Here is a 542-nt window from a genome sequence, read left to right on the forward strand (position 1 = left end):
GTAAGGACTGGTGGAGCGCTTAGAAGTGAGAATGCCGGTATGAGTAGCGAAAGATCAGTGAGAATCTGATCCACCGAATGACTAAGGTTTCCTGGGGAAGGCTCGTCCTCCCAGGGTTAGTCGGGACCTAAGCCGAGGCTGAGAAGCGTAGGCGATGGATAACAGGTTGATATTCCTGTACTAGTTAATCATGTTTGAACGATGGAGGGACGCAGTAGGCTACGGTATGCGCACGATTGGAAATGTGCGTTCAAGCGTCAAGTCTGGTGATGAGTCAAATGCTTATCGCTAAGGACAAGGCGTTACGAGGACCGAATTTTAGTAGGGAAGTGCCAGACGTCACACTGCCGAGAAAAGCTTCTAGTTAGTGATTAATTACCCGTACCGCAAACCGACACAGGTAGTCGAGGAGAGTATCCTAAGGTGAGCGAGTGAACTCTTGTTAAGGAACTCGGCAAAATGACCCCGTAACTTCGGGAGAAGGGGTGCTACACGCAAGTGTAGCCGCAGTGAAAAGGCCCAGGCGACTGTTTATCAAAAAC

At 49.8% G+C, this 542-nt stretch carries 1 rRNA gene; it reads left to right on the forward strand.

Going from position 1 to position 542, the window contains the following annotated elements:
* A 23S ribosomal RNA gene (locus ACYVN4_RS45005) occupies positions 1–542 on the forward strand; the annotation flags it as partial.

It is taken from the genome of Nocardia heshunensis (assembly GCF_054782115.1).